Below are 21256 nucleotides of genomic sequence, written 5' to 3' on the forward strand. Positions count from 1 at the left end.
ATTGATCGACCTGACTCGGACACTGGCCGAGTTCGGGGACATCGAACGGGCCCGTCAAGTCGCGACCGCCGCCGAAAAAGCCGCCCGCACCATCCCCAAACCGTACCGGGAGGCGCAGGCGTTGAGCACCTTGGCTCGGACGCTGGCCGAGGCGGGCGAAATCGATCGGGCCGAAGACATCGCCCACTCCATCACCCACCAGCAAGGGCAAGCGACAGCGTTGAACCGTTTGGCCCGAATGCTGATCCAGGCCGGGGAGGTCGAACGGGCCGAAAACATCGCTCGCTCCATCACCCACCCGAAGGCGCAGGCGCAGGCGTTGAGCACCTTGGCTCGGACGCTGGCCCAGGTGGGCGAAATCGATCGGGCCGAAGACATCGCCCACTCCATCACCCACCAACCCGAGCAAGTGTCGGCGTTGAGCAGCCTGGCGCGAGCGCTGGCCGCAGCCGGCGAGATGGAACGGGCCCGCCAGGTCGCCACCGCCGCCGAAAGCATCATCCGCACTATCACCAATTTGCCCGATCAGGTATCGGTGTTGAGCACTGTGACCCGAGTGCTGGCCGCGGCCGGGGAGGTGGAGCGGGCCCGTGAGGTCGCCGCCACCGCCGAAAGAACCGCCCGCACCATCCCGGACCCGCACACACAGGCATTGGTGTTGAGCGGCTTGGCCCGGGTACTGTTCAAATCCGGGGAGGTGGAGCGGGCCCGCCAGGTCGCCACCACCGCCGAAGAAGCCGCCCGCACCCTCCTCAACCCGCACGCGCAGGCGCAGGCCTTGAGCAGCTTGGCCCGAGCGCTGGCCGCAGCCGGCGAGATGGAACGGGCCCGCCAGGTCGCCACCACCGCCGAAGAAACCGCCCGCACCATCCCGAACCCGCACACACAGGCATCGGTGTTGAACGGCTTGGCCTGGGTTCTGATCAAGGTTGGGGAGGCAGATCGGGCCGAAAACATCGCCCACTCCATCACCCACCCGAAGGCGCAGGTATACGCGTTGATCAGCTTGGCCCGGGCACTGGCCGAAGTCGACGAGATGGAACGGGCTCGCGAGGTCGCCACCACCGCTGAAAAAACCGCCCGCACCATCCCCAAACCGCACATGCGAGCAGCGGCGTTGAACGGCTTGGCCAAGTTGCTCGTCGAGTTTGGGGACATAGAACGGGCCCGGCAGGTCGCCACCACCGCCGAAAGAACGGCCCGCGCCATCCCCAACTCACACGAGCAGGCAACGGAGTTGAGCAGCCTGGTTCAGGTGCTGGCCCAGGTCGGGGAGGCAGATCGGGCCGAAGACGTCGCCCGCTCCATCACCCACCCGAACGAGCAGGCACAAGCGTTGAGCAGTCTGGCCCGAGCACTGGCCGACGCCGGCGAGATGGAGCGGGCCGAAAACATCGCCCGCTCCATCACCCACCCGCACGAGCAGGCGATAGCTTTGGGCAGTCTGGCCCGAGCACTGGCCGACGCCGGCGAGATGGAGCGGGCCGAAAACATCGCCCTCTCTATCAGCCACCCGCCCGGGCAGGTATCGGCTTTGAGCAGCTTGGCACGAGTACTGGCCGAGTCGGGGAAAGTGGAGCGGGTCTGCAAGGTTGCCGCTACCGCTGAAAGAACCGCTCGCACCATCCCCAACCCGCACACGCGAGCAGCGGCGTTGAGCGGCTTGATCCGGGTGCTGGCCCAGGTCGGGGAGGTGAAGCGGGCCGAAGACATCGCCCGCTCCATCCAGCACCCGCCCGCGCAGGCACTGGCACTGGCATCGATCATTGAAGAACTGGACCCGAAGAAGTCTCGGCGTCTTCTCGCCGCGGCTTTGATCGATTCTCAGCCCGCGGAGCTGCTCAACGTCATAGCCCGGGTCACCCCAGACGCCGTGATCAACACTGTTCAGTATGTGAACGTTCCGTGAACCCCGAGCTGGACTCCGGGTCGGCCGGCTGAACCAGTTGCCTGCTCACGTTGCTTCGAACTGGTTCGGCTGCGTGTTCGTCGCGTTGGTCAGGGGCCGTTGCCGCCGAAGGTGGTGGTGTCTGCGTCGGCGAGGTTGGCGAACCAGTCGAAGCCTGCCGGGTAGGCCCACAGGTAGGAGCGGAGGTGGGGGTTGGCGCCGCGGTCGGTGAGGAGGTCGGCGATGGCGGCGTCGGTCGCCCATGGCATGCGGAAGCGTGCGTGGTGGGCGAGTTCTTCGATGCTTGTGCCGTTGTCGAGCGCGAGATGCAGCTCCGCGCGGAACGAGTCGGTTGTAGTGGTCGAACCTGGTCCGCGCGCTGAGCAGTTCGTCGTCGGGTGCGATGGACAGGGGCAGGGCTTGGGCGAGCCCTTCCAGCAGCACCTCTTGCGGGGCGTGGACGGACATGAGGCGGACCCGTGGCACGTCGTCGGCGGCGCAGCGTGCGGACCAGCTTGCGCCTTGCAGGCCGTGCCCGAGCACGTCGTGAAGGGCGAACTGGCGGGCGGCGACCTTGGTGAACGCAGCCCTGCGCAGGTTGAGCCGTAGACGTACGCGGTGGCCGGCGCCGTCGAGCCAGTACGACCAGTAGGCGTCGACCTCGGTCGTCTCGATGGTGAGCTCAAAGGGCGCTCGGCTGCCGGTCGCTTGACGTACGGCTTGCTCGTAATCGGTGGCGGTCTTGCGGCCGGCGTCCTGGGGGCGTCGGTGGGGCCCTCGGCAGCCTGAAGATCGCGGGAGGTATGGGCCCCAGTCGATGCCGAATGCGGCCAATGCTCGGCGGGCTTGGTCCCCTCGCTGGGATGTCCCCTCGCTGGGATGTAGTCGGCCAGTGGGAGACGCTCCCCTAGAACGGCGCCGAGGTAGGCGCGGTCGGCGTCCAGCCGGTTGAGGAGATGGACCGCTCCGGCGTCTTCGGCGCGGGCTCGCGGGTCGCCGAGTGCGCGGTAGACCTCTAGGCGGTTGTCGGCCGGTTCGGGTTCTTCGTGGATGGGGTGGCAGTCGAGGTCGATGTCGGCGGGTGATCCGCGATTGATCTCGCAGGCGTGCCAGGCTCGCAGAGTCGCTTCGATCTCGTCACGAAGGCTCACGGATCACTTCCCGGCGCGGGTTCGGCCAGGCGGGCGGGGCGCTGGTGCCGGTGGTCTGGTGACGCCGCGTACACGATCAAGGCCCAGGTCTGGGAACTGTGTCCCTGACCTGGGCCTTTGCTCAGAGCGGGTGACGGGAATCGAACCCGCGTTATCAGCTTGGGAAGCTGAAGTTCTGCCATTGAACTACACCCGCGTAGCGGCGGTTGCCGCCGACGACATGGTACCGGATACCGCGGGGGTGGTGAGAACGGTATGCGGAGAAGCGCGAGACGCCGTGGACCCGGTAGCGTGCTTGACGTGCTGCTCTCCGATCGTGACATCAGGGCCGAGGTCGAGTCCGGACGGGTGAAGATCGACCCGTACGACCCGAGCATGATCCAGCCGTCCAGCGTGGACGTGCGGCTGGACCGGTACTTCCGGGTGTTCGAGAACCACCGGTATCCGCACATCGATCCGGCCGTGGAGCAGAGCGATCTGACGCGGCTGGTGGAGGTGGACCCGGACGAGCCGTTCGTGCTGCACCCCGGGGAGTTCGTGCTGGCGTCCACGTACGAGGTGTTCGGGCTGCCGGACGACCTGGCGGCCAGGCTCGAGGGCAAGAGCTCCCTCGGACGGCTGGGCCTGCTGACGCACTCGACCGCGGGGTGGATCGACCCGGGGTTCTGCGGCCACGTGACGTTGGAGCTGTCCAACGTGGCGACGTTGCCGATCAAGCTGTGGCCGGGAATGAAGATCGGGCAGATGTGCCTGTTCCGCACGAGCTCGCCGGTCGAGCATCCGTACGGGTCCAAGGAGTACGGTTCGCGCTACCAGGATCAGCGCGGGCCGACGCCGTCGCGGTCTTATCTGAACTTCCACCGCACCAAGGTCTGACCCGCAGCCCGGCGCGCCCCTTTGCGGCTCTGGGGGACGCGGACGCCGTCGGCCGGAGGGTCTTCGGGCGCTCGGAGGGACGCGACGGCGAGCGTGCCCATGGGCAGGTGCTCGCGGCTATGGTCGGCGCGCCGCCGGTGCGGCTCATGCTGATGGCGCTCACCGCGCACGGCCTGGACCCGGTCCTGTTCGAGGCGGCCTCGGCGTTCGGCATCGCCGGGCTGAGCACGGAATCACCGCGGACCTGCGCCGTCCGCAGCGGTCGGCTGCTTCCCCCGGCATTGGCGCCCCGCCTGGTCGGGCCTCGGCGGGGCGCGCACGCTCACCGGATGATGAGCGTCGGGAACAGGGGTCGAGGCGATGCCCCTGACCTGAAGTGACGAGCACGCGGACCTGGCGGCGCCGACCGGGTCCTGCGCTCAGGATCGGGTGGGCGTCCAGGTGAGGAGGCCGCCCTGGGTGCCGGTGAACGTGGGGTCGTTCCAGCCGGGCGGGTACGTGGCGTCGAGGCTGCGGACGCTGCTGGACGTGGTGTACACCCCCTTTTCCGCCGGCGGGGGGACGATGAACGGCCCACAGGTCGCGATCTGATCGGCATTGGCGAGGCGGATTCGGCAGCGACGCAGACTCGCCTCATTTCGCGTCAAATGGGCGGCATGCCGTTCGACCAAGTGGCGATCGTGCTTCATGAGCCACAGCCACACGGTGACCTCTTCCGCGCGTCCCCCGCGTTTGATCGACTTGATCTTGGCGTAGATCGCTATTCCGTGGTCGTCGTGCTTGATGCACGGCATCACCAACACGGATTTCTGCGACGTTCCCGCCCAACTGCTGCGGCACTCGTCCGTCGGCGTGATGACGACGTTCGGAGGTCGGTCGGGGCCGCCGAGCATTGTCGTGACCACCGTGCCCGCCAGCACCGCGAGGACGCCGCCGACGGCGGAGGCGATGATCGCGACGCGGCGTTGGGAGACCCGCGGCTTGATAGGGAGCGGTTCCAGCGTGTCGGCGGTCTCCTCCGGCGAAAGGCGCGGTCGGGGCACCGTGGGCGGCTCCGGCGGCTCCGGCTCGCCCAGGGCTTCGCGGCGGCGACGCGCCCACTCGTCGGGGTCCGCGCCGCACGCCTCGGCGTAGGCGCGCACGAATCGTTCGGTGATGTTGTCGTTGCCGGGATTCAGCATGCGGGAGAGATACGAGGCGCTATAGCCGATCTTGGCGCCGATGTCGGCAAGGGTGGTCTCCTCCCCGCGCAGTTTCCGCAGATCGTCGACGAAGGCGTGCCACGGACTCTCGTCGCGGTCGATCGGCTTCTCCTTGCGCCCCCGAACGGCCATGCACTCTCCTCGTGACTTTGTTTCTTTCATTGTTGCCATTGGTGCGCACGTCAGAAGGGGTTCGCACAAAATCCCCGGCGGCGAGAACGGGATCGGATCCGGCGCGATCCGGAAGATCACGTTCGAGTCGAAAGGGAAGAATGCGATGTCCCGCAACTCCCGTGGCCCCTTGGCCGTCGTCAGGCTGGCGCTCAGCGCGGCACTGGCCTGCGGGGCCGTCCAGGCCCCGGCCGCCCAGGCCGCCCAGACCACGGCGCGCGGCCAGGTGTGCATGTTCACGTACCCCTACAGCCGGGACGCGCTGGCCGGTCACGTGGCCTGGGCGTTCCAGACCGGCCCGAACCGATGGACCTTCGGCTCCTACTCCAAGAGGCCGATGTGGAAGTCGGGCTGGACGACGAGCGCCATGATCAGCAAGTTCCGGCGGATGGGCTACGACGGCTACCGCTGCAAGTGGACGCACCAGCGGCGCGCCTCGGCCGCCACCGCGACATGGCAGCGGTTGCGCCGCACGCCGTACCGGCTGTGGACGAACAACTGCCTGACCGTCAGCGTCGCGGTGTTCCGCAGCTACAGCCGGGAGCTGCGCAGCCTGCCGTCGGCGAGCGGCACGCTTCCGCGCCGGTACTACGACCGGACGCTCCCGAGGTACGGGTTCGGCAAGAACCACCGGCTGCGCTAGACCGCCGACTCCGGCGAACCAAGGCCCGCTCTCGTCCGCGGGCGACGAGCTGACGTGCCGTCACGCGTCCCGGCGTGCGGCCCGCACGCCGGGACGCGCAGCAATCGCGATCACTCCGGTAGGGAAGTCAGGAGACGCATCCATGTCGACCGAACACTTCGATCTCTTCCGGGAGGCGTCCGGGAACGCCGACCGGCCCATCAAGGTCATCCTGTTCGCCGACCTGTCGGGCTCGACGGAGATGAAGGGGAAGCTGGGCGAGGTGGCCTGGCTGCCGACCCTCGGCAAGTTCCTCGACATCACGTCCGACGCGATCACCGGGCACGGCGGGACGGTCGTCAAGTACCTGGGGGACGGCGCGATGGCGGCGTTCGACGGCGAGCACGCCGCCGAGGCGATCTGCACGGGCATCCAGATCCAGGAGATGCTGCGTTCCGCGAAGGCCCAGGGCTGGCTGAACGACTGCGTCGCCACCGTCGGGATCGCGACGGGACGCGTGGTCGAGTTCAAGGCCCCCGGCGGGGGCCTGGACTACGTGGGGTCCGTGGTGGACCTCGCCGCGCGGCTGTGCGGGGCCGCCGGGCCGCAGGCCGTCTGGGTGGACAGCGCGACGGTCGCCTCGGCGAACATGAACAAGGTCTCCTCCGAGCTCGGCCGCGCCCACCAGCGGTCCCCGGAGGACTATCTGTCCGATGAGTGGAAGGTCCAGCTCAAGGGGTTCGCCAAGCCCGTCAAGTACCGGGAGGTCGTCTGGCACGCCAAGCCGTTCGGCCCCACCAACGAGGTGATCGGCGAGATCACGGAGCGCTCCGATCGGCAGGGCGGGCGGCACGCCGACCCGCACGCCGCCCCCGCGCGGGAAGGCGTGGTCAAGAGGTGGGACCCGGACAAGGGGTTCGGGTTCATCGCGACGGTCGACCACGGCGACTACTACGTGAACCGCCGGTACATCGTCGGCGACGAGGACCTCACCGTGGGCCGCTCCGTCAAGTTCGTGCCGAGGCCGCCGCTCAAGGAGGGGGCGTACCCGATCGCCGCCTGCACCGTCCAGGAGGGCCACCGGGTGCGGGCGACGTTCCAGCGGTGGGTGCCGGCGAACGCGGACTTCACGTTCGTGGACGTGTGCGACCACCTGGGCAACCGGCAGAGCCTCTACCTGTCCGTGAAGGAGGACGCCGCGGATCACCGTGCGGGCGAGACGGCGCTCGTGGTGGTCGATCGCAACCGCAAGGGCCTCGCCTGCCGGCCGGCCGACGGCGCCGGGGACGAAGGGGTCGGCATCGATGACCGCGTCGCCTGATCCGCGCCGCGCCGAGGCGGCCCTGGCGGAGGTGCGGATGGAGCTGGCCCGGGCCGACCAGAAGGCGGCGACGCTGCTCGCGCTGTTCTCGGCGATCGCGGCCGGGATCATCGCGATCTTCGCCGCTCGCCGGACCGGCCTGTCGTCCCTCTGGAACGGCGCGGAGTGGATGGCGTGGGCGGGGGTCGTGTGCCTGGCGGGCAGCCTCGTCCACCTGCTGTTCTGCGTCAGGCCGGAGGGCGCCCGCAGCCCGCGGGGGAACGCCTACTTCGCCTTCTACGCGCAGTACGCGGGACGTCTTGACGCGCTGTCGGCGCGGCCGGCGCCGGGAGGCGAGGACAGCTGCGCCCAGTTGGTCGAGCTCTCGGTGCTCACCACGCGCAAGTACCGGCTCATCGCCCGGGCCGTCGATCTCCTCGGGTGCTCGCTCACCCTCATCGCGGGCGCGATGCTGCTCGACGCGCTGCATTGACACGAAGGTGGGCCGCGGGTCGGCCGCGCACTCAGCGGCCGACCCGCGGTCGCCGTTCCGTATACGGCGGCGGGTGACTGCGTGAGCTGCGGGCTCCTGCTGTCATGACGGCGCCCAGGTGTCCAGTGCCCCTAGGCGTGCGCGGCGCTGCGCCGACGGCGCGGGGCGGCGCCGAACCGGCGGCCCGGCAGCCGCGGGCGCCGCGTTACCGGAGCGTTGTGGGGACTCCCCGGGCCGGTTCGGGCGCTCTCCCTGGTCGTCCCCGGGGCGCCCACGGCGCCGCCTGCCCCGTTGAGATCGGCCGGCCCGTCTTCCCGTCGACCTGGAAGAGGACGACGAGGTGTGTGGGGGGTCGCGCCGCCCTCTGCTCCCCTGAACCTCGCTGTCACAGGCGGCTGCGCGTCGCGAGCGAGCGCCGCCGGCTGACGGCGGCCGTCGGCCTCGACGGGCTCGCGGCTTTGTCTGCCCCGCGCACCACCGACATGGCGGGTTCGGGGCCGTGAAGGCGGTTCCGGCGGCGGCGTGCGCGCCGCTCCGCTCGGGACGGATCAAGGCTTGGCGACAGGAGGTCAAGGGTAGGTACAGAAAGGTGACGTCACGGTGGGAAGCTCGCAGAGCGCCCCACCGCGCGAGCACGCGCGCCCCGCCACGGCACTGTGACACAGATCACCAAAAGATGAAACATCTTCCCAGGACGGGTAGTTTCAATCGACGCACAGCGTTGACGTCCGGTTGACCGTCACTTTAGGTGAGCTGCATCACTCCGGACGACAAGGCCGTGGAAGGGAACCTCGGAGCGCACAGGACGCGCTCATGGAGAAGTTTCCGCGCGCCCCTGGCAACCCCTGGGGGTGGCACCCGGCTCGCTCCGGGTGTCCGTGGAAACCCGGAAAGGAGACCGTGTCCATACTCCGCGCGGAAAGCGTTACCAAGCTGTTCGGGCGCAAGACCGGCGAGGCCCTGCGAAAACTTCGCGCCGGCGCGGATCTGGCGGAGATCCGCGCCATGGGCGTGACTCCCGCCGTGGTGGACGCCACGTTCGAGGTGGAACGCGGCGAGACCTTCGTGGTCATGGGGCTGTCGGGCTCGGGAAAGTCCACCCTGATCCGGATGCTGAACGGGCTGCTGGAGCCGACCTCGGGACGCGTCGAGGTCGCCGGGCAGGACATCGCCCGCATGTCCGCCAAGCCGCTGCGCGAGCTGCGGCAGAAGAAGATCAGCATGGTGTTCCAGCACTTCGCGCTGTTCCCCCACCGCAGCGTGCTGGCGAACGCCGCGTACGGACTGGAGGTCCAGGGGGTGCCCCGGGAGGAGCGGGAGAAGACCGCCCGCGAGTTCCTGGAGCTGGTGGGCCTGCGCGGCTGGGAGGACCACCTGCCCGGTCAGCTGTCGGGCGGGATGCGGCAGCGCGTCGGGCTGGCCCGCGCGCTGGCGTCCGGCACCGACATCGTCCTGATGGACGAGGCGTTCAGCGCCCTGGACCCGCTGATCCGCCGCGAGATGCAGGACCTGCTGCTGGATCTGCAGGCCCGCCTCGGCAAGACGATCGTGTTCATCACCCACGACCTCAACGAGGCCATGCGGATCGGTGACCGCATCGCGGTGATGCGCGAGGGGCGGATCGTGCAGATCGGCACGGCCGAGGAGATCCTCACCGACCCGGCCAACGACTACGTGGCGCAGTTCGTGCAGGACGTGGACCGCACCAGGGTGCTGACCGCCGCGTCCGTCATGGAGAAGCCGCTGGTCACCGTGCCCGCCAACACCGGGCCGCGGACGGCGCTGCGCACCATGCGCGAGCACCAGACCGGGGCGGCGTTCGTGGTGGGCCGCGACCGCACGCTGGTCGGCCGGGTGAGCGCGGAGAAGATCGCCGACGCGGTGCAGGACGGCCGGCAGACGCTGGACGGGCTGCTCGACCCCGGCGACCTGGACCCCGTGTCCCCCGACACCCCGGTGGCGGACCTGTTCGCCCGCTGCGCCGAGAGCGACCTGCCGGTGCCGGTGACCGACGAGCGCGGGACGCTGCTCGGGGTGATCCCGCGGGTGACGCTGCTGGCGGCGCTGGGCGCGATCAGCACGCATCTGCACGAGGTGACCGACTCGGCGGCGGACGGGGAGGACGCCGCGGACGCGCCGGTGACGCGGGAGGTGAGCAATGCGGGCTGACGTCGTCGCGGCGGACGGGCAGCTGCCGCGGGTCCCCGTGGGCGACTGGTTCGCCGACGCGGTGGACTGGCTGACCGACAACGTGGCGTGGCTGTTCGAGGCGATCGGCTCGGCCGTGGAGGGCGCGGTCGAGGGCCTGACCGGCCTGCTGACGGCGCCGCCGCCGCTGGTGCTGATCGGTGTGTTCACGCTGCTGGCGCTGTTCCTGAGCGGCTGGCGGCTGGCGCTGTTCACGGTCGTGGGTTTCGCGCTGATCGACAGCATGGAGCTGTGGGAGCCGGCGATGGACACGCTGGCGCTGGTGCTGGTGTCGACGGTCGTGGCGCTGGCGCTGGCCCTGCCGCTGGGCATCGCGGCGGCCCGCAGCGACGTGACCAGCCGGCTGCTGCGCCCCCTGCTGGACTTCATGCAGACGATGCCGGCGTTCGTCTACCTGATCCCGGCGATCTTCTTCTTCAGCGTGGGCGTGGTGCCCGGCGTGGTGGCGACGGTGATCTTCGCGCTGCCGCCCGGGGTGCGCCTGACCGAGCTGGGCATCCGCGGCGTGGACAAGGAGATGGTGGAGGCCGGGGAGGCGTTCGGCACTCCGCCGGGCCGCATCCTGACCCGCATCCAGATCCCGCTGGCCATGCCGTCGATCATGGCCGGCGTCAACCAGCTGATCATGCTGGCGCTGTCCATGGTGGTGATCGCCGGGATGGTCGGCGCCGGCGGGCTCGGCGACGAGGTGCTGCAGGGCATCCAGCGGGTCGACATCGCCAAGGGCTTCGAGGGCGGTCTGGCCGTCGTCGTGTTGGCGATCTTCTTGGACCGCATCACCTCGGCGCTCGGCGACCGTTCGGCGGTGGCGCGCGCCACCGCCACGATGGCCGCCTGATCCCCGCGGCGGACGGAGGCCGCCTCGTCCGCGGCGACCGCCCCCGCACCGCCGTGCCGTGCCGCCGCGACCACCGGGGTCGTGTCGTGCCTTGTGGACGGCGGTGGCCGTCGCGCGGCCGCGGTGCTCCGGTGCCCCGGACACGGGCTGCCCGCGGCGTGCCCGGGGCACCGGGCGGCCCCGTCCGCGAACCCCGTAGTCCGACGTGATTCACGGAACCGAAGGAAGGACAGACAGTTATGCGCCTGAAACTCCGAGGTCTGACCGTCGTCGCCACTGCCCTTGCCGTGGCGCTGTCCGCGGCCGGATGCGGCGGCGGATCGGGCTCGGGCGGCGACGACAAGAAGATCACGATCGGCATGGTCGCGGGCTGGGCCGAGGGCGAGGCCGCCACGGCGCTGTGGAAGCGGCTGCTGACCGACAAGGGCTATGACGTCGAGGTGAAGACCCTCGACACCGGTCCGCTCTACACGGGCATGGCGCGCGGCGACGTGGACCTGTTCGTGGACGCCTGGCTGCCCGGCACCCACGAGGACTACTGGAAGCAGTACGGCGACAAGCTGGAGAAGATCAGCGCCTGGTACGACAAGGCGCCGCTGACCATCGCGGTCCCGGACTACTCGCCGCTGAAGTCGCTCACCGACCTGAAGGGCAAGGGCTCCCAGTACGGCGGCAAGATCATCGGCATCGAGAAGAGCTCCGGCCTGTACCGGGTGGCGCAGCAGAAGATGCTGCCCGCCTACGGCCTGCAGGACGAGTACGAGGTGACGACCTCGTCCACGGCGGCCATGCTGAGCGAGCTGAAGAAGGCCATCGACGCCAAGAAGGACATCATCGTCACGCTGTGGCGTCCGCACTGGGCGTACGCCAAGTTCCCGATCCGCGACCTGGAGGACCCGAAGGGCGCGATGGGGCAGCCGGACGGCATCTACACCGTGGCGCGCGAGGACTTCAGCAAGGACCAGCCCGAGGTGACCGGCTGGCTGAAGAAGTTCACGATGAACGACCAGCAGCTGGGGTCCCTTGAGGACCTCATGGAGAACAAGTACAAGGGCAAGCCGGACCAGGCGGTCGACGAGTGGCTGAAGTCCAACCCGGACTTCGCCAAGTCGATCACCGGCTGACGCCGGTACGGCCGCGGAGGCGACGCCGACGCGCCGGGTCCGCGGCACATGGAAAGGGCCGTCCGATGATTCGGACGGCCCTTTCCATGTCGCGGTCAGGTCACTCGGCCGCGGCGGGCTCCTTCTCCCCCTGCGGGCTGCCCTCGCCCTTGACGGAGCGGATGAGCAGCTGGGAGACGTCCACGACCTCCAGCGACTCCTTGGCCTCGCCGGCGTTCTTCTTCTCGTTGATGGCGTCGCCCAGCATCACCAGGCAGAACGGGCAGGCGGTGGAGACGGTGTCGGGGTCGGTGCCCAGGGCCTCGTCCACGCGCTCGGTGTTGATGCGCTTGCCGATGCGCTCCTCCATCCACATGCGCGCGCCGCCCGCGCCGCAGCAGAAGCCGCGCTCCTTGTGCCGGTGCATCTCCTGGGCCTTGACGCCCGGGACCTTGGCCATGATGTCGCGGGGCTGCTTGTAGACCTTGTTGTGGCGGCCGAGGAAGCACGGGTCGTGGTAGGTGATCTTCTCCTCGATCGGGGTGATCGGGACGAGCTTGCCCTCCTCGACCAGGCGCGCCAGCAGCTGGGTGTGGTGGACGACCTCGTAGTTCCCGCCGAGCTGCGGGTACTCGTTGGCGAGCGTGTTGAAGCAGTGCGGGCAGGTCGCCACGATCTTCTTCACGCCGGCCTCGTTGAGCGTCTCCACGTTCTGCTGGGCGAGCATCTGGAAGACGAACTCCATGCCCAGGCGGCGGGCCGGGTCGCCGGTGCAGGCCTCCATCGGGCCGAGCACGGCGAACTTGACGCCCGCGATGTGCAGCAGCTCGGCGACGGCCTTGGTGGTCTTCTTGGCGCGGTCCTCCAGGGCGCCGGCGCAGCCGACCCAGAACAGGTACTCGGCGTCCTCGGGCACCTTGTCCTCGACGACCGGGACCTCGAAGTCCAGCTCCTCGATCCATTCGAGGCGCTTCATCTCGGACATGCCCCAGGGGTTGCCCTTGTTCTCCAGGTTCTTGAGCATCACGCCCGCCTCGGACGGGAAGCTCGACTCGATCATGACCTGGAAGCGGCGCATGTCGAGGATGTGGTCGATGTGCTCGATGTCCACCGGGCACTGCTCGACGCAGGCGCCGCAGTTGGTGCACGACCACAGCACGTCGGGGTGGATGACGCCGTCCTCGCCGACGAGCGGCTTGTCCACCTGCATGGCGGCCTTCTGCTCGTCGGTGAACTTCTCCCGCTGCTCCTCGGAGGCCAGGATGTAGGGGGCCTTGGCGAACGCGTGGTCGCGCAGCTCCAGGACGACCATCTTGGGCGACAGCGGCTTGCCGGTGTTCCAGGCCGGGCACTGCGACTGGCACCGCCCGCACTCGGTGCAGGTGGCCATGTCGAGGAAGCCCTTCCAGGTGAAGTCCTCGATCTTGCCGCGCCCGAAGACGTCCTCGTCGGGGTCGGCCTCCTCGAAGTCCAGCGGCTTGCCGTTGCTCATCATCGGCTGGGCCGCGCCGAGCCCGTCCGGGCGGCGCTTGAACATGACGTTCAGCGGCGCCAGGAAGATGTGCAGGTGCTTGGAGTTGACGACGATGACGAGGAAGACCAGCGCCACGTAGATGTGCGCGAGCAGCCCGACGGACTCCAGCACCTCGAGGGTGTCGTGGCTGAGCCCCTCGAACGCCTGGCCGGTCAGGTAGGAGAAGTACGCGCCCTTCCCGTAGGCGAGGTTGCCGTTGGCCCAGGCCGCGCCCCGGAGGAAGAACATCGTCCAGATCACGTTGAAGATCATGAACAGGATGAGCCAGGCGCCGCCGAGGTGCGAGCCGGCGAACCGGGACGTGCGGTCGAGCTTCTTCGGCGAGTTCTTCCACCGGATGATCGCGAACGTGACCAGCCCGGCGAGGCACAGCAGGGCGATGGTGTCCTGGACGAAGCCGATCGGGCCCCACGTCTGCAGGCCGGGGATGTGCGCGTCCGGCCCGAACAGCAGCGCGACCGCCGCCTCCAGGTAGACGGAGATCAGCAGGATGAACGCCCACATCACGAAGAAGTGCGCGAGCCCGGAGGCGGTCCACTTGAGCAGCTTGCGCTGCCCCATGACCTCCACGACCTGGCCCTCCAGGTCGGCCTTGGGGTCGCGCTTGACCTGGAGGATGCGCTCGGGGTCGGGTTGGCCGCTGGTGAACAGCTTCCACAGGAACAGGACCCGCCGCCCGGCGAGCGCCACCGCGACCGCCGTGCCGGCGAGCCCGAGTATCAACGTGAGCGCAAACACTGTTCCGTCCTCCCGAGGTACGGCGTCGGCTGCCAGCGTAGGGCTCGCGACAGTCCGTGCTTCATCCGGGCCCCGAATACTACTCGGCGGTAGCTTATGCTTTCTCCACCGTGTCCGCCGCCCCGCCCGGCCGCGGGACGCCGCTCCGTGGCGGCGGTTCCACGGCACGTGAGGTCGCCTATATATATGCGCGCGATCCGCTCGCACAAGCCCTGCGCCGGCCGCGGCCCGACCCTGGCGACTTCCCACGGGCCCTCGGCGAGGTCCGGGACGTTCTTCAGTACGGCGGCGGCCGCACCCGGCCTCGTGCCGGTCAGCCGTCGCTCGCCCGGCGGGGACGGCGAGCATTCGGACGCGTGACGCATCGTCCCCAGGAAACGCGTTGGCGGCGGCCCCCGTCCAGAGGCCGCCGCCTAAAACCTGACGCCCGCGCCGCGACGCCCGTCCCGGCGTCGCCTGCGGCCGTCCGGCTGGGCGGCCGCCTATCGCCCTGGCATCGCGCCGCCCCGCCGGTAAAAGGTCAGACGCGTTCGAAGACGGCCGCCAGGCCCTGGCCGCCGCCGATGCACATGGTCTCCAGGCCGTAGCGGGCGTCGCGACGGTGCATCTCGCGGGCGAGGGTGGCGAGGATGCGGGCGCCGGTGGCGCCGACGGGGTGGCCGAGGGAGATGCCCGAGCCGTTGACGTTGAGGCGGTCGAAGTCGGCGTCCTTGAGGCCCCACTCGCGGGTGACGGCGAGGACCTGCGCGGCGAACGCCTCGTTCAGCTCGATCAGGTCCATGTCGGCGAGGGTGAGCCCGGCGGCGTCCAGGGCCCGGGCCGTGGCGGGGACGGGGCCGATGCCCATGGTGCGCGGCGGCACCCCGGCGCGCGCCCACGACACGAGCCGGACGAGCGGCCGCAGCCCCAGTTCGTCGGCCCGCTGCGGGGTGGTGACGACGCACACGGCGGCGGCGTCGTTCTGGCCGCTGGAGTTCCCGGCGGTGACGGTGGCCTGGTCGTCGGTCTTGCCGAGGACGGGACGCAGCTTGGCCAGCTGCTCCAGGGACGTGTCCGCCCGCGGGTGCTCGTCGGTGTCGACGACCGTCTCGCCCTTGCGGGTCCGCACCGTCACGGGGACGATCTCGTCGGCGAACCGGCCCTCGCGCTGCGCCGCGACGGCCCGCTGGTGGGAGCGCAGGGCCAGCTCGTCCTGCTCCTCGCGCGGGATGCCGTACTCGCGGCGCAGGTTCTCGGCGGTCTCCAGCATGCCGCCGGGCACGGGGTGGTTGACGCCGCCCGCCGTGACGCGGCCGCGGTCCAGCGCGTCGTGCAGCTGCAGGGCCCCGCCGCGCACGCCCCACCGCGCCTCGGTGGTGTAGAACGGCGCGTTGCTCATGCTCTCCGCGCCGCCCGCGATGATCAGGTCGCTGACGCCGGTCTGGATCTGCATGGCCGCGTTGAGCACGGCCTGCAGCCCCGAGCCGCAGCGCCGGTCGATCTGGCTGCCGCCGACCTCGATCGGCAGGCCCGCGTCCAGCGCCGCGACGCGGCCGATGGCGGGCGCGTCGGAGGTCGGGTAGCAGTGGCCGAGGATCACCTCGTCGACCGCCTCGCCGGGCAGGCCGGTGCGCTCCAGCAGCGCCCGGATCACGGTCGCGGCCAGTTCGGCGGCCGGCACGGGCCTGAGCGCCCCGCCGAATCGGCCGATCGGGGTTCGCAACGGCTCGCAGATCACCACTTCGCGCATCGTTCGCTCCTCACCGTCCAGGGCCGGGGGCGGTCGTGGAAGACCGGTTCCTGGCAGGCTACGCCGCCGGGTCGACGCCCCCATCACCGACCTTCCGCCCAGTGGAGTTGAATGCGGTAGGAATCGCACATGGAGGAGGAAACGGCGATGGACGGCTGGGCGGAACGGGCCGGCACGGTACGGGTGATCGGCACGGGCGTGATGGGCCGCGGCATCGCGCAGCTCGCGGCGGCGGGCGGCCTCACGGTGGAGCTGGCCGACGCCCGTCCCGAGGCGGTGGCGTCCGCCGTCGAGTACGTGTCGGCGATGTTCGACAAGCTGGTGGCCAAGGGCCGGATGACGGCCGAGGACGCGGCGGCGGCCAGGGCGCGGCTGCGTCCGGTGGACGACCCGCTCGCCCCGGCCGACGACTGCGACCTGGTCGTCGAGGCCGTGCGGGAGGACCTGGCGACCAAGCGGGAGCTGTTCGCCGCCCTGGAGAAGGTCTGCCCGGACCGCACCGTGCTGGCCACCAACACCAGCTCCCTGTCGGTGACGGCGATCGGGGCGGGTCTGGCCGACCCGAGCCGCCTGGCCGGGCTGCACTTCTTCAATCCGGTGCCGCTGATGCGGCTGGTCGAGGTGATCGCCGGGGCGCGGACCGCGGCGTGGATCCCCGGCGCGCTGGCCGACCTGGTGCGGCGGCTCGGCCACCGCCCGGTGCTGGCGCCCGACACCCCCGGCTTTCTGGTCAACCACGCCGGCCGCGGCCTGGTCACCGAGGCGCTGCAGATCCTGGCCGAGGGCGCGGCCGAGCCGGTGGACGTCGACCGGATCGCCCGCGACGTGCTCGGCCTGCGCATGGGGCCGTGCGAGCTGCTCGACCTGACCGGGCTGGACGTGTCGCACCCGGTGCTGGAGAGCATCTGGTCGGGGTTCTACGACGAGCCGCGGCTGCGCCCGTCCCGGATCACGCGGGCGCGGATGGAGGCGGGGCTGCTCGGCCGCAAGACGGGCGAGGGGTTCTACCGGTACGTGGACGGCGCCAAGCAGGAGCCGCCGGAGCCCGCCGCGCCCGCCGCCGAGGCCCGCCCGATCTGGGTGCACGACACCGAGCCGGGCGTGCGGGACGCCCTCGCCTCGCTGCTCGGCGAGGTCGAGCGGGGCGACCGCCCGTCGGCGGACGCGGTGGTGCTCGTCGCCCCGTACGGCCGCAGCGCGCTGGACGTGGCGCTCGAGCACGGCCTGCCCGCCGAGCGGGTGCTCGGGCTGGACCCGCTCGGCGGGTTCGCCTCCCGCCTCACCCTGGCCGTGCACCCCGGCGTGGACCCGGCCGCCGGACGCGCCGCGCTGGCCGCGCTCGCCGCGACGGGACGGCCCGTCACCGTGGTCCGCGACGCGCCCGCGCCGGTGGCGCAGCGGCTGCTCGCCTCGATCGTCAACGTCGGCTGCGCCATCGCCGAGCAGCGGCTGGCCCGCCCGGACGACATCGACGCGGCGGTGCGGCTCGGCCTCGGCTACCCGCGCGGCCCGCTGGAGTGGGGCGACGACGCCGGCGCCGCCACCGTGCTGCGCGTCCTGCGCGGGCTGCACGCCTCGACCGGCGACCCGCGCTACCGGCCCAGCCTGTGGCTGGTGGAGCGCGCCGCCCTCGGCCTGCCGCTCACCGCGGCCGGCACCGCCCCGTCCGACCTGCTGTGACGGGCCCCTCCCGGCTTCGCGCGATCCCGGTTTGAACTGCGTCGCGCGCAGGCGCCGTATCACCCCGACGTAGACGGGATCGTGAAGCTGGGAGGGTTCATGGGGCGTCCGAGCACCGCCAGGAAGCGCCGTCTGCGCGCGGCGGTCACCGGGACCGCCGCGGCCGTCGCGACCGCGGGACTGGTCGCCGGTTCGCTGTACGTGGTCAACTCCGACGACAAGGCCGACCAGCCGAAGGAGGCGGGCCTGGCGGGCGCCGCCCACGACCGGCGCGCCGGCGTCCTGAGCGGCCGGCAGCAGACGGGCGCGCAGAGCGCGGGGGCGCTCGCCGCCTCGCTCGCCCGCCGGCTCGGCGACCGCACCAACGGCGGCTACGTCGACTCGGCGGGCCGCGCGGTCGTCACCGTCACCAACCAGGCGGACGCCGCCGTGGTGCGCCAGGCCGGGGCCGTGCCGAAGATGGCCGAGCGCAGCCCCGCCGCGCTCAAGCGCGTCACGTCGACGCTGCGCGAGTCGATGGCGAACGTGGCGGGCACCGGCTGGGCCGTCGACCCGGCCACGTCCCAGGTGGTGGTGTGGACCGACACGTCGGTCACGGGCGCGCGGATGGCCAAGGTCCGGCGGGTGGCGCAGCAGATGGGCACGTCCGTGCGGATGGTGCGCCTGCCCGGTCCGCTGCGCACGACCGCCGACGGCGGCGACGCGATCTTCGGCGGCGGGGCGCGCTGCTCGCTGGGCTTCAACGTCCGCCGCGGCGGCCAGGACTTCTTCCTCACCGCCGGGCACTGCGGCAACGCGGTGCGGGAGTGGTCGGCCGACCAGACGGGCGCCCGGCCGCTCGGCACCACGGTCGCCAGCAGCTTCCCCGGCAACGACTTCGCGCTCGTGCGGTCCGCGGCGCAGGGGCTGGGCGGCCAGGGGGTCGTCAACCTCTACAACGGTCAGGTCCGCGACATCACCGAGGCCGGCGAGGCGGTCGTGGGCCAGCAGGTGGTGCGCAGCGGAAGCACCACGGGGGTCAGCACCGGCCGGGTCACCTTCGTCGGCGCGACCGTGAACTTCCCCGAGGGCACGGTCACCGACATGATCCAGACGACGGTGTGCGCGGAGCCGGGCGACAGCGGCGGCCCGCTGTTCGCCGGGACCACCGCGCTGGGCCTGACCTCCGGCGGGGCGGGCGACTGCCGCAACGGAGGCATCACGTTCTTCCAGCCGGTGACCGAGGCGCTGCAGGAGTTCGGCGTCGAGATCTTCTGACCTGCCCTGCGCGGTGTCCGGGGCCGGGTCGCTCGGCGGGGCTCCGGCAAGGGGTCCCGGGCGGCCGCTCCCTCCCGCCCGGGATCGGTGCCCCGAGGGGCTCGCTCAAGGCGGGCCCCTCGGGGTCCCAGCCCCGCCGAGCGCCTGGACGCTCAGTCCCCGTGCCGCCCCGGCGCCGCGAAGTGATCGGGGGCCCTCAGCCGGGCCCGGATCCAGATCCCCGCGGGACGCAGCGACGCGGTGCCCGCGAACGGGCCGTCCCGGCAGGTCCCGGGGCGGAACACCGACGCGTCGCTGTAGTTCCAGTTCACCCAGCTGATCTTCTTGCGCGCCATCAGGTCGAGATACCGCTGCGCCCGGGTGAAGTCGTTGCCCGCGCCCTCGTGGGTCTGGGTGCCGAACTCGGTGACGAACACCGGGATGCGGTCGGCCGCGCGCGACAGCACGTCGAGATAGCGGCGTCCGTGGCCGCCCGCGTAGAAGTGGAACGTGTACATGACGTTGCCCGCGCGCACCGGGGCGTTGACGATCTCCTGTTCGTCGGAGTCCTCCGACACGCCGAGCGACGACCAGCCGCGCGTCCCGACCAGGATCGGCGCGTCCGGGTCGTACCGCCGGATCACCGGCACGAGCCGCTCCGCGTAGTCGCGGACGCTCGTCCAGGGCACCCGGTACGGCTCGTTGGCGATCTCGTACAGCACCATGCCGCGCGCCGCGTGCCGCCGCGCGATCTCGGTGAAGAACGCCGCCGCCCGGCCGAGGTCGCGGTGCGGGTCCCGCGGGCCGAGCACGTGCCAGTCGACGATGACGTAGAGGCCGAGGGCGTTCGCCTGCGCGATGAGCCTGTGCACCAGGTCGGTGATCCGGCGGGGGTTGCGCTCGTAGCCGCCCTCGCGCACGTACACCGGCAGCCGGATCACGTCCGCCTTCCAGTCGCGGGCCAGCGCGTCCAGCGCCTCGCGGCGGAGGCAGCCCTGGTACCACTGCAGGCCGTGCGCGCTCATGCCGCGCAGCTGCACGGGGCGGCCGTGCTCGTTGCACAGCCGCACGCCGCAGACGCGCAGCCTGCCGTTGATCGCGACCGGACTGCCCGCGGGCGACCCGCCCGCGGGCGCGGCCCCGGATCGCGGGACGGCGCCCGTGAAACCGCGGCCGTGCGAGGGATGCGGGCTCACCTGGGGCTCGGAGAGCAGGACCGGTAGAAGCACGACAAGGGCCGCTCCCAGCGCGCCCAGACCGCGCCGGGTGCCGAGTCCTGCGACGCCGCGAGGGGAACGGCGGTCCCTGGGATGACCCAAGCCGACTCCGCCTTGACCTTCGGTCGCCTCGCCTTGTGGCACTCCTGGTCACCATTAAAACTCGGCGCAATCTTCCTCCCCGGCGCGGGGGCAGGCCGTACGCGGGCCGGTGGCCTGCGATTTCGTTGCCCGCAACCGTGCCGCCGCCCTCGCCCCGCGTGAGCGGGCGGGGCGAGGGCGGCGAGCGGTCAGGTCAGGAGCCGGGCCGGGGGTCGTCAGCGTCCGCGGGACGGGACGGGCGGCCGTCCGTCCACCTGGATTCGACGATCACCGTGTAGCCCTCCACCGTGCCCGGCCGGAAGACGGCGGGGTCGTCCGCGCCGCGCCGCACCGTGGTCGACACCGTCGCCAGCAGCGCCCCGGTGTTCGGGTCGAAGATGGCGCGCTCCATCGACGTTCCGCCGCCCCCCGGCGCGGTGCGGGGCGCCTCCAGCGCCACGCCCGGCCGTCCGATCGGGTCGGCGACCCGGCCCACCGCGCGCACGCCCGGGGTGTCGGCGAGCATCCTGATGAACGCCGCCCACACCTTCGGCGGCAGCGGCAGCTCCGACACCGCCAGGGTCGCCTCGACGATCTTCTGGCCGGGGCCGGTGGGCAGCCTGGAGTCGCGCCTGTCCCGCGGCGAGCCCTCGGACGGCCGCGGCGCCAGCAGCTTCTCCAGCTCCTTGGGGTCGGTGGGCAGGTTCTGCACCTCCTCCGCCGTCAGCGCCCGCCCGCTGGGCTGCAGGACGTAGCGGTCGGAGTTCTCGTTCCGGTCGCTGCGCGACTCCTTCCACTTGGTGGGCGCGGTGCGGTAGAGGTCCGGCAGCGCCCTGGGGTCCTGGCTGGAGGGGAACGTGCGCGGCGCCCCGGCGCGCCTCCACAGCGCCTCGTCTCGGGACGTCTGCGGCCGGGTCGGCAGGTCGCGCGTCCAGACGGCCGAGTCGTCGGCCCGGTCGCGGGCCCGCCACTGCCAGATCTCGTGGCACGGCTGGACGATGTAGTCGCCCGTCTCGGCCTTGACGGGTTCGGCGTGGCAGTTGCGGACGTGCGTCACCAGGTATCGGCCGTCGGCCTGCCGTTCGGCCTGGACGGCCGCGGCGAGCACCATTTCCCGGGGGCCGGGACCGCTCGGCCGGGTCGGCGCGGCGCCGCCGGAGCCGACGGCCGCGACGGCGACGGCGGCCGC

General features: G+C 71.3%; 15 protein-coding genes, 1 tRNA gene and 1 pseudogene. 10 read left to right on the forward strand and 7 right to left on the reverse strand.

The features are described 5' to 3' along the window. Positions 1-1909, forward strand: a 1909-nt coding sequence (locus AR3_RS25745) for a tetratricopeptide repeat protein (RefSeq protein ID WP_157406779.1), incomplete at its 5' end; no start/stop codon positions are given. An 89-nt stretch (positions 1910-1998) separates the two neighbouring features. Here AR3_RS25745 and AR3_RS30875 read toward each other — a convergent pair. Both AR3_RS30875 and AR3_RS25755 read right to left on the reverse strand, forming a co-directional pair. Continuing rightward, positions 1999-2157 carry a hypothetical protein gene (locus tag AR3_RS30875; RefSeq protein WP_157406781.1) on the reverse strand — a complete coding sequence of 53 codons (159 nt, stop codon included), beginning with the start codon at positions 2155-2157 and terminating at the stop codon, positions 1999-2001. 1007 nt (positions 2158-3164) lie between these two features. Further along, positions 3165-3235: transfer RNA gene (locus AR3_RS25755), tRNA-Gly, on the reverse strand. 104 nt (positions 3236-3339) lie between these two features. Here AR3_RS25755 and dcd point away from each other — a divergent pair. Then, positions 3340-3915, forward strand: coding sequence for a dCTP deaminase (dcd, locus tag AR3_RS25760; protein ID WP_067917710.1), 576 nt, complete (start codon positions 3340-3342; stop codon positions 3913-3915). Between the two features lie 419 nt (positions 3916-4334). Here the strand turns inward: dcd and AR3_RS25770 are convergent, their stop codons facing one another. Further along, a complete protein-coding gene (locus tag AR3_RS25770; protein ID WP_169803892.1) occupies positions 4335-5405 on the reverse strand; it encodes a helix-turn-helix domain-containing protein in 1071 nt (356 codons plus the stop codon). A gap of 13 nt (positions 5406-5418) precedes the next feature. Here AR3_RS25770 and AR3_RS25775 point away from each other — a divergent pair, with 13 nt between their 5' ends. The 6 genes and pseudogenes from AR3_RS25775 (at position 5419) to AR3_RS25800 (ending at position 11873) form a co-directional block, all read left to right on the forward strand. Continuing rightward, the gene (locus tag AR3_RS25775; protein ID WP_067917718.1) at positions 5419-5931 is read left to right on the forward strand and encodes a hypothetical protein; all 513 of its coding nucleotides are present in this window, start codon (positions 5419-5421) and stop codon (positions 5929-5931) included. A 142-nt stretch (positions 5932-6073) separates the two neighbouring features. Continuing rightward, positions 6074-7231 carry an adenylate/guanylate cyclase domain-containing protein gene (locus tag AR3_RS25780; RefSeq protein WP_067917721.1) on the forward strand — a complete coding sequence of 386 codons (1158 nt, stop codon included), beginning with the start codon at positions 6074-6076 and terminating at the stop codon, positions 7229-7231. Further along, positions 7215-7703, forward strand: a complete 489-nt coding sequence (locus AR3_RS25785; RefSeq protein ID WP_067917723.1) for a Pycsar system effector family protein — start codon at positions 7215-7217, stop codon at positions 7701-7703. The genes AR3_RS25780 and AR3_RS25785 overlap by 17 nt, the downstream gene beginning before the upstream one ends. 900 nt (positions 7704-8603) lie before the next feature. After that, the gene (locus tag AR3_RS25790) at positions 8604-9872 is read left to right on the forward strand and encodes a quaternary amine ABC transporter ATP-binding protein (RefSeq protein ID WP_067917726.1); all 1269 of its coding nucleotides are present in this window, start codon (positions 8604-8606) and stop codon (positions 9870-9872) included. A 145-nt stretch (positions 9873-10017) separates the two neighbouring features. Continuing rightward, positions 10018-10749: pseudogene (locus tag AR3_RS25795) on the forward strand (ABC transporter permease); the annotation flags it as partial. A gap of 239 nt (positions 10750-10988) precedes the next feature. After that, complete coding sequence (locus AR3_RS25800; protein WP_067917731.1) at positions 10989-11873, forward strand: glycine betaine ABC transporter substrate-binding protein; 885 nt, start codon at positions 10989-10991, stop codon at positions 11871-11873. A 100-nt stretch (positions 11874-11973) separates the two neighbouring features. On the opposite strand, the gene AR3_RS25805 is transcribed toward AR3_RS25800, so the two are convergent. Next, positions 11974-14124, reverse strand: coding sequence for a (Fe-S)-binding protein (locus tag AR3_RS25805; RefSeq protein WP_067917734.1), 2151 nt, complete (start codon positions 14122-14124; stop codon positions 11974-11976). A 520-nt stretch (positions 14125-14644) separates the two neighbouring features. Then, positions 14645-15853, reverse strand: coding sequence for an acetyl-CoA C-acetyltransferase (locus AR3_RS25810; RefSeq protein WP_067917737.1), 1209 nt, complete (start codon positions 15851-15853; stop codon positions 14645-14647). Between the two features lie 129 nt (positions 15854-15982). Here AR3_RS25810 and AR3_RS25815 point away from each other — a divergent pair, with 129 nt between their 5' ends. Next, positions 15983-17533, forward strand: coding sequence for a 3-hydroxyacyl-CoA dehydrogenase (locus tag AR3_RS25815; RefSeq protein ID WP_227023256.1), 1551 nt, complete (start codon positions 15983-15985; stop codon positions 17531-17533). 99 nt (positions 17534-17632) lie between these two features. After that, entirely contained in the window at positions 17633-18790 is a 1158-nt protein-coding gene (locus AR3_RS25820) for a S1 family peptidase (RefSeq protein WP_067917740.1), read from the forward strand. Positions 18791-18942: 152 nt separating this feature from the next. Here AR3_RS25820 and AR3_RS25825 read toward each other — a convergent pair whose 3' ends face one another. Both AR3_RS25825 and AR3_RS31300 read right to left on the reverse strand, forming a co-directional pair. Further along, complete coding sequence (locus tag AR3_RS25825; protein WP_227023257.1) at positions 18943-19998, reverse strand: glycoside hydrolase family 5 protein; 1056 nt, start codon at positions 19996-19998, stop codon at positions 18943-18945. A 283-nt stretch (positions 19999-20281) separates the two neighbouring features. Further along, positions 20282-21256 (reverse strand): hypothetical protein (locus AR3_RS31300; RefSeq protein ID WP_067917742.1); only part of this gene is annotated, 975 nt, incomplete at its 5' end.

Origin of the sequence: Actinomadura rubrobrunea NBRC 15275 (assembly GCF_001552235.1) — a bacterium.
Lineage (GTDB): Bacteria > Actinomycetota > Actinomycetes > Streptosporangiales > Streptosporangiaceae > Spirillospora > Spirillospora viridilutea.

What these genes read in the sequence shown, in the direction of transcription:
- AR3_RS30875 (WP_157406781.1), bottom strand. Translation starts at nt 2,157, where the DNA reads ATGCCATGGGCGACCGACGCCGCCATCGCCGACCTCCTCACCGACCGC.
- AR3_RS25785 (WP_067917723.1), top strand. Translation starts at nt 7,215, where the DNA reads ATGACCGCGTCGCCTGATCCGCGCCGCGCCGAGGCGGCCCTGGCGGAG.
- AR3_RS25810 (WP_067917737.1), bottom strand. Translation starts at nt 15,853, where the DNA reads ATGCGCGAAGTGGTGATCTGCGAGCCGTTGCGAACCCCGATCGGCCGA.
- AR3_RS25815 (WP_227023256.1), top strand. Translation starts at nt 15,983, where the DNA reads ATGGAGGAGGAAACGGCGATGGACGGCTGGGCGGAACGGGCCGGCACG.
- AR3_RS25820 (WP_067917740.1), top strand. Translation starts at nt 17,633, where the DNA reads ATGGGGCGTCCGAGCACCGCCAGGAAGCGCCGTCTGCGCGCGGCGGTC.
- AR3_RS25780 (WP_067917721.1), top strand. Translation starts at nt 6,074, where the DNA reads ATGTCGACCGAACACTTCGATCTCTTCCGGGAGGCGTCCGGGAACGCC.
- AR3_RS25800 (WP_067917731.1), top strand. Translation starts at nt 10,989, where the DNA reads ATGCGCCTGAAACTCCGAGGTCTGACCGTCGTCGCCACTGCCCTTGCC.